The organism is Variovorax guangxiensis, from assembly GCF_003952165.1.
GTDB lineage: Bacteria > Pseudomonadota > Gammaproteobacteria > Burkholderiales > Burkholderiaceae_C > Variovorax > Variovorax guangxiensis.
In genome coordinates, this window is the sequence record NZ_RXFT01000010.1 from 257,915 (window position 1) to 268,099 (window position 10,185).

General features: G+C 67.4%; 12 protein-coding genes. 2 read left to right on the forward strand and 10 right to left on the reverse strand.

The features are described 5' to 3' along the window. Positions 1-51 precede the first annotated feature (51 nt). From EJP67_RS23085 to lexA, 4 genes are all read right to left on the reverse strand, one after another. A complete protein-coding gene (locus EJP67_RS23085) occupies positions 52-1,209 on the reverse strand; it encodes an MFS transporter (protein ID WP_126024047.1) in 1,158 nt (385 codons plus the stop codon). Then, positions 1,206-2,213 carry a D-2-hydroxyacid dehydrogenase family protein gene (locus EJP67_RS23090; protein WP_093202278.1) on the reverse strand — a complete coding sequence of 336 codons (1,008 nt, stop codon included), beginning with the start codon at positions 2,211-2,213 and terminating at the stop codon, positions 1,206-1,208. The genes EJP67_RS23085 and EJP67_RS23090 overlap by 4 nt, the downstream gene beginning before the upstream one ends. 100 nt (positions 2,214-2,313) lie before the next feature. Then, positions 2,314-2,697, reverse strand: coding sequence for a hypothetical protein (locus tag EJP67_RS23095; protein WP_126024048.1), 384 nt, complete (start codon positions 2,695-2,697; stop codon positions 2,314-2,316). Positions 2,698-2,842: 145 nt separating this feature from the next. Then, entirely contained in the window at positions 2,843-3,526 is a 684-nt protein-coding gene (gene lexA, locus EJP67_RS23100; protein ID WP_126024049.1) for a transcriptional repressor LexA, read from the reverse strand. A 73-nt stretch (positions 3,527-3,599) separates the two neighbouring features. Between lexA and EJP67_RS23105 the strand changes: the two genes are divergently transcribed. Beyond that, positions 3,600-4,565: an asparaginase gene (locus tag EJP67_RS23105; protein ID WP_126024050.1), complete on the forward strand. Its 966-nt coding sequence runs from the start codon at positions 3,600-3,602 to the stop codon at positions 4,563-4,565. Positions 4,566-4,628: 63 nt separating this feature from the next. Here the strand turns inward: EJP67_RS23105 and adk are convergent, their stop codons facing one another. The 6 genes from adk to EJP67_RS23135 all read right to left on the reverse strand — a co-directional run bounded on the left by adk (position 4,629) and on the right by EJP67_RS23135 (position 8,448). Beyond that, positions 4,629-5,285: an adenylate kinase gene (gene adk, locus EJP67_RS23110; RefSeq protein WP_126024051.1), complete on the reverse strand. Its 657-nt coding sequence runs from the start codon at positions 5,283-5,285 to the stop codon at positions 4,629-4,631. A 137-nt stretch (positions 5,286-5,422) separates the two neighbouring features. Next, positions 5,423-6,196 carry a 3-deoxy-manno-octulosonate cytidylyltransferase gene (kdsB, locus tag EJP67_RS23115; RefSeq protein WP_126024052.1) on the reverse strand — a complete coding sequence of 258 codons (774 nt, stop codon included), beginning with the start codon at positions 6,194-6,196 and terminating at the stop codon, positions 5,423-5,425. Then, positions 6,193-6,375: a Trm112 family protein gene (locus EJP67_RS23120; RefSeq protein WP_126024053.1), complete on the reverse strand. Its 183-nt coding sequence runs from the start codon at positions 6,373-6,375 to the stop codon at positions 6,193-6,195. Before EJP67_RS23120 ends, kdsB begins: the two co-directional genes overlap by 4 nt. Beyond that, entirely contained in the window at positions 6,356-7,294 is a 939-nt protein-coding gene (gene lpxK / locus EJP67_RS23125) for a tetraacyldisaccharide 4'-kinase (protein ID WP_240650753.1), read from the reverse strand. Before lpxK ends, EJP67_RS23120 begins: the two co-directional genes overlap by 20 nt. Positions 7,295-7,378: 84 nt before the next feature. Beyond that, entirely contained in the window at positions 7,379-7,804 is a 426-nt protein-coding gene (locus EJP67_RS23130; protein WP_371287180.1) for an ExbD/TolR family protein, read from the reverse strand. A gap of 11 nt (positions 7,805-7,815) precedes the next feature. Continuing rightward, positions 7,816-8,448 carry a MotA/TolQ/ExbB proton channel family protein gene (locus EJP67_RS23135; protein ID WP_126024055.1) on the reverse strand — a complete coding sequence of 211 codons (633 nt, stop codon included), beginning with the start codon at positions 8,446-8,448 and terminating at the stop codon, positions 7,816-7,818. Positions 8,449-8,761: 313 nt separating this feature from the next. On the opposite strand from EJP67_RS23135, the gene xseA reads away from it, so the two are divergent. Then, positions 8,762-10,075 (forward strand): exodeoxyribonuclease VII large subunit, encoded by a 1,314-nt coding sequence (gene xseA / locus EJP67_RS23140; RefSeq protein ID WP_126024056.1) that lies wholly within the window; start codon positions 8,762-8,764, stop codon positions 10,073-10,075. Positions 10,076-10,185: the final 110 nt, after the last annotated feature.

Consider the following 10,185-nt stretch of genomic DNA (forward strand, 5'->3'; position numbering starts at 1 on the left):
TTGCAGCCCCGCGCGGGCGGGGCGTGACGGGTTTTACGCGGGGGCGCGCTTTCAGGGCGCACGACGGCTGCGGTCGATGGCCACGCTCAGCGAGATGGCGACCATCAGCAGGCCGAGGCCGACCCAGCTCATCCATGCGCCCGCATCGTTGGCGAGCAGCCAGCCACCCAGCGCTGCGCCAACGGCTTGCCCGGTGTAGATGCCGGAACTGTTGAGCGCCACCGAGCCCGGCGCCAGCGCGGGCGCCAGGCCCACCAGGCGGGCCTGCTGCGCCGAGTTGGTCGCGAAGCAGCCCAGTCCCCAGGGAACGAGCACCACCGCCAGCCACGCCAGCGTGGAGGCCAGCGGCCACAGCAGCAGGCTGGAGGCGATCAGCACCGTGGTGACGAGCACCATGCGCCCGGCGCCCACGCGGTCGATGAAGCGGCTGACCACCATGTTGCCGACCAGCCCGCAGGCACCGAACAGCGCCCACATCACGCTCAGCGTGGTGGCGTCGGCGCCGAAGCTCTGCTTGAGGATCGGGCCGAAATAGCTGAACAGCACGAACTGGCCCGCGCCCTGCAGCGCCGTGACCGAGACAATGCCCATCAGCACCGGGCTGCGCAGCACGCGCGACCATGCGGCGGCCGTCAGCGCGGCGGGGCGGATGCCGTTGGGCAAGGTGAGCCACACCGATGTCGCGCTCGCGACACTGAGTGCCGCAATCGCCGCAAAAGCCATGCGCCAGCCCAGGTGCCCGCCGATCAGCGCGCCGATGGGCAGGCCCAGCACCGAAGCCATCGACCAGCCGAGAAAGACGAAGGTCACGGCCCGCCCGCGATGCTCCGGCGGCACAAGCAGGCCGGCACAGGCGGCGGCCTGGGGCGTGAAGATTGCGGGCGCGATCACCGTGAGCATGCGCACCGGCAGCAGGGCGCCGAAGGTGGGCATGAGCGCGCAGAGAACGTGGCCGATGGCGTACCAGAGAAGGGTGAGGGCGAGAAGCTGGCGGCGGTCCCATCCGGCCACTGCGGCGGCCAGCAACGGTGCGCCTATGCACATGACCGCCGCGGCGGCAGTGATGAGCTGCCCCGCCGTGGCGGCCGTGACCGAGAGCGAGGCGCTGATCTCGTTGAGCGTGCCGGGCACGACCATCACGCCCGTTCCGATCACGAAATTGCCGGCAAGCAGCGCCCAGAGCGCCCTCCGTGGCGCCGGCTGGCTCACCGACGGACCTGCAGCGCGCCGGGATTCACGATGTTCGTGGGGTTGCCGTTGATGTAGCTCACGACGTTGTCGAAGGCCTGGCCGAAGTAGCTCTCGTAGCTTTCCTGCTCGACGTAGCCGATGTGCGGCGTGCAGATGCAGTTCTCGAGGCGCAGCAGCGCGTGGCCCTGCAGCGGCGGTTCGCTCTCGAACACGTCGACGGCCGCGAGCCCCGGGCGGCCGCGGTTGAGGGCCGCGAGCAGGGCATCGGCCTCGACCAGCTCCGCGCGCGAGGTGTTCACGAACAGGGCGGTCGGCTTCATGCGCGAGAGGTCTTCGAGGGTGATGAGGCCGTTGGTCTCTTCGTTGAGCCGCAGGTGCACCGACAGCACGTCGGCCGCGGCGAAGAACTCATGGCGGTTCTGGGCCACCTGGAAGCCGTCGGAGCGCGCCTTGGCGCAACTGGCTTCACGGCCCCAGATCACGACCTGCATGCCGAAGGCCTGTCCGTAGCGCGCCACCAACTGGCCGATGCGCCCGTAGCCCCAGATGCACAGAGTCTTGCCCTTGAGTACGGAGCCGATACCGAAATTGGGCGGCATCGAGGCCGACTTGAGCCCGGACTGCTGCCAGGCGCCGTGCTTGAGGTTGCTGATGTACTGCGGCAGCCGGCGCATGGCGGCCATGATGAGCGCCCAGGTGAGTTCGGCGGGCGCCTGGGGAGAGCCGGAACCCTCTGCCACGGCCACGCCGCGCTCGGTGCAGGCCGCGACGTCTATGTGTCCGGCGACGCGCCCCGTCTGGGAAATGAGCTTGAGCTTCGGGAGCTTCTCGATGAGCTGGCGCGAGATCTGGGTGCGTTCGCGGATCAGCACGATCACGTCGGCGTCCTTGAGTCGGACCGACAACTGCCCAATGCCCTTGACCGTGTTGGTATAGACCTTGGCCGCGTATGCGTCCAGCTTGGAAGCGCAGCGCAGCTTGCGTACGGCGTCCTGGTAATCGTCGAGGATCACAATGTTCATGGCGTGCCATTGTGCCTCGCAGCATTGGAATGTCGCGCCGGCGAACGTTTGGATACCCGCCCTGCAGCCGCTTGCAGGGTGTTTCGGGCCCGGCGCCGGCTCAGTGCAGGCGCGTGGAGCGCGGGGCAGTGGCCATGGTTTCCGCGGCCTCCAGAGCGGCCAGCCGGTCGAGCTCGGCGCAGACATCGGCCATGCGGCCGGAGATCCGCACGCGGTTGTTGTTGCGCTGCTGGCCCTTGCCATCGACCACGCGGACCACGCGCAGCGGGCGCGCCGGCGCGGCCGTTTCAGAGGGCGCGGGGCCGCCGGAACGGGCGGTACAGGCGGGGCGCACCGCTACATAGCGCAGCCCTGCCGAGGACTCGGTGGCGTCGAGACGATCCCTGCGGTGCGAAGACGAAGAGCGGCGAGCCGTCATCAGGCGATTGGCCAGCGATTGCAGCGGCATCCAGATGTCGGCGATGGCGAGGAGGGCGATTCCCATGTGAACTCCAAAAAAGTATGAGGTTGAACACAGGCAGGATTTCTTGAATCGGCCGCGACAGGGTGATGGCGACTCTTCGCCATACGCCCGCCACCTGTCGCTGCCGGATGGGGTGCTGTTGCTCTGGAAAGCAGGTCGCAGCGGCCTACATCAGCATGGTGTTCCGGATGAGCCCGACCGCGAGGCCTTCGATTTCGAAAGGCTCGCCGGGCTGCACGATGATGGTCGGGTAATCGGGGTTCTCGGCGTGCAGCTCGATGACCTGTTTGTTGCGCTTCAGGCGCTTGACGGTCACTTCGTCGCCCAGGCGCGCGACAACGATCTGGCCGTTGCGTGCTTCCTTGGTGGCCTGCACCGCGAGCAGGTCGCCGTCCATGATGCCGGCGTCGCGCATCGACATGCCGCGCACCTTGAGCAGGTAGTCGGGCTGGCGCTGGAACAGCGTGTTTTCGACGTAGAAGGTCTGGTCGACGTGCTCTTGAGCCAGGATTGGCGAGCCGGCTGCGACACGGCCGATGAGCGGCAGCGCCAGTTGGGCCATGCCGGGCAGCGAGAGGGAGAACTGTCCACCCTCGCGGTGGCGCGTTTCGTTGAGCGAGCGCAGCGCGTCGCCCTTGAGGCGGATGCCGCGGGAAGTGCCGCTGACCAGCTCGATGACGCCCTTGCGCGCCAGTGCCTGCAGGTGCTCTTCGGCGGCGTTGGCGGACTTGAACCCGAGTTCATTGGCGATTTCGGCGCGCGTGGGTGGCGCACCGGTGCGTGCGATGGCGCTCTGGATGAGGTCCAGGATCTGCTGCTGGCGGGCTGTAAGCTTCACGGCGAACTGCATGTGTGGTTCCTTGCGGCACTGGTTGGATATCCAGTGTCTGTATTTTTAACCAGTTTTTAGAAGTTGACAAGCCATGGTCAATTCCTCTTCGTCCGAACTGCCGCGCCGCGTGGTGGTTCTGGGCACCGGCGGCACCATCGCGGGCCGGGCCGCCAGTAGCGGCGACAACATCGGCTACACCGCCGCGCAGGTGGGCGTGGCCGACCTGCTGGGTGCCATCGAGGCACCCGACGGCGTGATGCTGGAGGCCGAGCAGGTGGCTCAGGTCGACAGCAAGGACATGTCCTTCGCCATCTGGCAGCAGCTGGCCCGGCGCTGCGCGCACTGGCTGGCGCAGGCCGATGTGGCAGGCGTGGTGATCACGCACGGCACCGACACGATCGAGGAAACCGCGTTCTTCCTGCATTCTGTGCTGGTGCCGTCCAAGCCCGTCGTGCTGACCTGCGCGATGCGCCCGGCCACCGCGCTGTCGCCGGACGGTCCGCAGAACGTTCGTGATGCGATCAGCGTCGCCGCCACACGGGGTGCACACGGAGTCACCGTGGTGTGCGCCGGGGCAATCCATGCCGGCGTCGACATCCAGAAGGTCCATACCTATCGGCTGGACGCCTTTGCTTCGGGCGATGCGGGCCCCGTGGGCTATGTGGAGGAGGGCGAGGTGCGCCTTGTCCGGTCGTGGCCGCAAGGCGGAACGCTGCCGGTAGTGAAGCTCTTCGGTGCTACCGAGGTGCAGTGGCCACGCGTGGAGATCGTGATGAGCCACGCCGGTGCCAGCGGTGCTGTGATCGAGGCGCTGCTTCAGGCGGGCGGAGCGGATCCTCTGCGCGGACTGGTGCTTGCCGCCACCGGCAACGGCACCTTGCACCATGCGCTGGAAGCTGCCGCGCTCAAGGCCCGGGACGCCGGCATCCAGGTGCTCCGAGCCACGCGCTGCTCGAGCGGGCGCATTCTGCCGAAGGCGGGGGATCCGCTTCGCGATGCGGGCTCGCTGACGCCCGTGAAGGCCCGCATCGCCCTGATGCTCGAATTGCTGGGCTGAAAGCAGAACCGCCCCTCTGGAGGGGCGGTTTGCTGCGAGTCGGATGATCGGTCGATCTTTCGATCAGCTGCTCAGCGCGGCCAAGGCGCGCTGGGTGATCTCGTCGACCGTGCCCACGCCCTTGATGGCGCGGTACTTGGGCGCGGCGGCCGGATCGGCCTTGGCCCAGGCGGAGTAGTAGTCGACCAGCGGACGCGTCTGCTGGCTGTATACGTCGAGCCGCTTGCGCACGGTTTCTTCCTTGTCGTCCTCGCGCTGGATGAGGTCCTCGCCAGTCACGTCGTCCTTGCCTTCCACCTTGGGTGGGTTGAACTTGACGTGGTAGGTGCGGCCCGAAGCCGGATGCGAGCGGCGGCCGCTCATGCGCTCGATGATGTCGCCGAAGGGCACGTCGATCTCGAGCACGTAGTCGAGCTTGACGCCTGCCGCCTTCATGGCGTCGGCCTGCGGAATGGTGCGGGGGAAGCCGTCGAACAGGAAGCCGCTAGCGCAGTCGGGCTGCGCGATGCGTTCCTTCACGAGATTGATGATCAGGTCGTCGCTGACCAGTGCGCCGGCGTCCATGACGGCCTTGGCCTGCAGCCCGAGCGGCGTGCCGGCCTTGACGGCTGCGCGCAGCATGTCGCCGGTCGAAATCTGGGGAATGCTGTATTTCTGGCAAATGAAGGCCGCTTGCGTGCCTTTGCCCGCCCCGGGCGCGCCCAGCAAAATTAGTCTCATGGTGTCCTCGGACGGTTCTTAGATTTTGTGTCGCGCCGAGCGTCGGCCCCATGGCTGGGCTGGGCGGAGTTGCTTCGAGGATAGCATGCGTGCCCTTCGGGAAATCCCGCTGTCGGTGGCCGTGGAGACGCGCAGGCTCAGGCGCCGGCCGCCGCGAAGACGGCGCGCACGCGCGCCAGGTCTTCCGGCGTGTCGATGCCGGGCCCCGGCGCCACATGGCTCACATGCACCGCGATGCGATGCCCGTGCCACAGCGCGCGCAGCTGTTCGAGTGCCTCCGTCGACTCGACGGGCGCAGGGGGCAGCGAAGGAAATCGCCGTACGAAGCCGGCGCGGTAGCCGTAGATTCCGATGTGGCGCAGTGCCGCGGGGGTGGCAGGCAGCATCGCAGGCGCGGCGCCATTGGCGGAGCCGTCGCGCCACCAAGGGATCGGCGCGCGGCTGAAGTACATCGCGTTGCCCTGCGCATCGAGCACGACCTTCACGACATTGGGATTCATGAAGTCGCCGACCGAGTCGATCTCGTGGGCGGCGGTGCTCATCGCCGCCTCGGCGTGCGTGGCGAGCGTGGACGCCACGGCGTCGATCAGCGCGGGGTCGATCAGCGGCTCATCGCCCTGTACGTTGACGACGATGTCCTCACCATCCAGGCCCAGTTGCTCGCAGGCTTCGGCCAGCCGGTCGGTGCCGCTGGGGTGATCCTGCCGGGTGAGCACAACCTCGACGCCATGCGCCTTGCAGGCTTCGACGATGGATGGATCGTCGCCAGCGACGACCACGCGTGCAGCGCCCGACTCGCTGGCGCGCTGCGCCACGCGCACCACCATGGGCACGCCGGCGATATCGGCCAGGGGTTTGTTGGGAAGCCGTGTCGACGCGAGCCGCGCCGGAACGAGAACGGTGAAACTCACAGCCCGAGCTCTTCGTCGGAAAGCGTGCGTGCCTCGTTCTCGAGCAGCACCGGAATGCCGTCGCGCACCGGATACGCCAGGCGGGCGCTGCGCGAGTACAGCTCCTGCTTCTCGGGGTTCCAGGTCAGCGGCCCCTTGGTGACGGGGCAGACGAGCAGTTCAAGCAGCTTGGTATCCATCGAGCGATGATAGCTTTGCGTCGAGTGCGGCGAAGAATTCCGCGGACGGTACGAACTCCAGCGGCACGGCCAGCGCATCGGGCGCCTTGCGCCACAGCTTGACGGCGTCCTTTTCGGTGCAGACGAGAATCTGCTCCTTGCCGGATGGGCGTTGCCAGCTCTCGAAATCGAAGTGATCGGGCAGGGCGATGACGTCGGCGAGCGTCAGGCCGCGGGCGCGCAGCATTTCGAAGAAGGCTTCGGGCCGAGCGATCGCCGCCAGTGCGGTCAAGGGCTTGCCTGCGAGGGATGCCAGCGACACGCGGTTTCCGTCGCTGCCCAGGGCATCGTTCGCGAGGGTCCGCGTGGCGGTATGGCCGCCCGCGAAGGCCGGCCGCGATCCGCTGTGCAGCACCAGATCGCAACGGCGCGGCCAGGCTTCGCGCAGCGGGCCGGCAGGCAACCGCCAGCCGTTTCCGATTCCCCGGTCGTCGAATACGCAGATCTCGATGTCGCGCGCCAAGGCCAGGTGCTGAAGCCCGTCGTCGCTGACGATGACCTGCGTGGCCGGATGCCGCTCGAGCAGCGCGCGGGCCGCATCGATGCGCTGGCGCGCCACGAACACCGGGACCCCGGTCGCATGGTGGATCAGTGCCGGCTCGTCGCCCACATCTTGCGGATCGCTGTCGCCGAGCACTTCGCGGCAGTCATCGGTACGGCGGCCATAGCCGCGCGACACCACGCCGACCTGAATGCCCCGCGCCTGCAGGTGGCGCACGACGGCCATCACGACCGGCGTCTTGCCCGCGCCGCCAGCGATCACGTTGCCGACCACGATCACAGGTACGCGCACGCGCTCGGTCCGCAGCCATCCCATGCGATAGAACAAGCCGCGCACGGCGAACAGCGCGGCGTAGACGAGCGACAGCGGCCACAGCATGCAGGCCAGGAGGCCGCGGTGCAGCCAGGCCTCCTGCAGGCGCGAACCCGGGTTGCCGCTGTTGCTGCCGCCGTCCGAAGGCACTCAGTGCCCGGCTTGCGCCGTCGACTGGGCCGCGAAGGTGATCTGCATCAGGCCGGCGCGGCGCGCGGCTTCCATCACCGTCACCACGGCCTGGTGCGGGCTCGTCGCGTCGGCGCTGATGATCACCACGCTGTCCTTGCCCCCGGTGGCCGCGGCGGCGAGGGCGGCCGTCACGGTTTCCACGCTGCGGTCGGCCACGGCATTCTTGTTGACCGAATAGCGGCCGTCGGCCGACACCGCCACGATCACTTCCTTCGGATAGTCGCGCTGCGCATCGACGTCCGCCGTGGGCAGCCGCAACTGCATCTCGGTGAACTTGCTGTACGTGGTCGACAGCATCAGGAAGATCAGGATCACCAGCAGCACGTCGATGAACGGGATCAGGTTGATCTCCGGCTCGTCGCGCGCGCCGTGGCGGAACTGCATGCGGGCGCGGCTCATTTGCGCAGTGCGTTGAGATGGCGGGCGAAGCGCTCGCCGGAGAGTTCGAGGTTCAGCAGGTACTCGTCGACCCGGCTGCGGAAGTAGCGCCAGAAGATCAGTGTCGGGATGGCCACGATCAGGCCGAAGGCGGTGTTGTAGAGCGCGATCGAGATCCCGTGCGCCAACTGCGCTGGGTTGCCCGAGCCCACCGCGCCGCTACCGGGCGATTGCGAGCCGAAGATCTCGATCATGCCGATCACGGTGCCCAGAAGGCCCAGCAGCGGGGCGGCCGATGCGATGGTGGCCAGCGCGGGCAGGTAGCGCTCGAGCTTGTGGGCGACGGTGCGGCCCGAGGCTTCCATGGCGGCGCGCAGGTCGTCTTCGGTGCAGCGCGGATTGGCGTTCAGCGCGCGCAGGCCGGCGGCCAGGACCTGGCCGAGCATCGAGTTGCGTTCGAGTTTGGTCACGACATCCGGACCGGGAATGGCTCCGTGCGACGCGGTGATGGTTTCGTCGAGCAGCTTCGGCGGAAGTACCCTCACGGTCTTGAGACTCGTGAAACGTTCTATAACCAGCGCGAGCGCAATGATCGAACAAGCAAGCAAGGGCCAGATCGGCCAACCCGCGGCAACTATGATGGAAAACAAGAAAATCCTCCGGCCCGTAGACTGCAAATGCGCGGCGATTATCCACTGAGGTCACCATCGTCACGCGCCTTGTTTTTGTGTCAGCAAGGACGCACAGATTCTGTGGATAACTTTGTGATTAACCTGCTGCGCAACGTGTCCGGACCCGCATGGGACGGCCTTTTCGCTGGATCGACTGAATTTTGAGCAGCACTTTTTTCAATGAAATCAATGGGTTGCACGAGAAACCGTGCGCCTGTCTCGCCTCGGGGGCCCAAGGCCGGGGCCTTGCCGCCTGTTGTGGAAGAGTGGCATCTGGCCGAGCGTGCATTTTGTGAGCGTGCGTGAACAGAATTCCGCGCCGGGGCCGCGTGTCTGGGCCGTCGGCGCCTTGTGCCGGGCGGTGGCCGACGCGCTCGACGCGCGCTTCAACCCGGTGTCCGTGCGTGGCGAGATCTCCGGCTTTTCGCGCGCCTCAAGTGGACATTGTTACTTCGCGCTCAAGGACGAGTCGGGCCAGCTGCGCTGCGCGATGTTCCGCCGGGCCGCCGGCCTTCTCGATTTTTCGCCGCGCGATGGCGACCAGGTGGAGGTGCGCGGGCGCCTTGCCGTCTACGAGCCGCGCGGCGATCTGCAACTGGTGGTCGAAAGCCTGCGCCGGGCTGGGCAGGGGGCCCTGTTCGAGCAGTTCCTGCAGCGCAAGGCGCGCCTGGAAGCCGAGGGCCTCTTCGATCCTGCGCGCAAGCGGGCGCTGCCGACCATGCCGCGCTCGATCGGCATCGTCACTTCGCTCGGCGCCGCCGCATTGCACGACGTGGTCACCGCGCTGCGAAGGCGTGTTCCACACATTCCGGTCGTACTGGCCCCCGCGGCTGTGCAGGGCGTCAACGCACCGGGTGAACTGGTGCGGGCGCTGCAGTCGCTGTATGAGCTCACGCCTGCCGTCGACGTGATTCTTCTGGTGCGCGGAGGCGGCTCCATCGAGGACCTCTGGGCCTTCAACGACGAGGCGCTGGCGCGCACCATCGTGCAGAGCCCGGTGCCGCTGGTCAGCGGCGTGGGGCACGAAACCGACTTCACCATCGCCGACTTCTGCGCCGACCTGCGCGCACCCACGCCGACTGCCGCGGCGGAGTTGGTGAGCGCGCCACGCGAGGTGTGGCTGGGCGCGCTCGATCTGATCGAGGAGCGGCTGGGCGAGGCGCTGGGCGGACGCCTCGATGTGCTCGGGCAACGTCTGGACCAGGCTGCGGGGCGCCTTGGCCGGCCTTCGGGCCTCGTGAATCGGCAACAACTGCGCCTGGCACACCATGCGCAGCGTCTTCGCTATACGGTGCTGGCCAGAAGGGAGCGCCTCACGCAGGCACCGCGCCTGATCGCCGCCGACTTTCCGCAGAAGCTGGGCCGCGCGGTTGTGCAGCGGCGAGATCGGCTGGAACGTGTGGCTCTTCGTATGCGGCTGCTCGATCCGGCACTGGTCTTGCAGCGCGGCTATGCATGGCTGACCGATACAGACGGTCATGCGATCGTCAGCGCGAAGCAACTTGCGCCTGGCGATGCAGTGAAGGCGCGATTGGCCGACGGTGAAGTCGACCTGACCGTCGCACCGGGCGGCGCGACGGGAACGCGTCCGACGTCGCCCCAATAATTACTTCCTAGAATCCTTCATTCCCACAACCAACCCACGAGAAAAAACCATGGAACATGTGCTCCCACCCCTGCCGTACGCACTCGACGCACTGGCGCCCGAGTATTCGA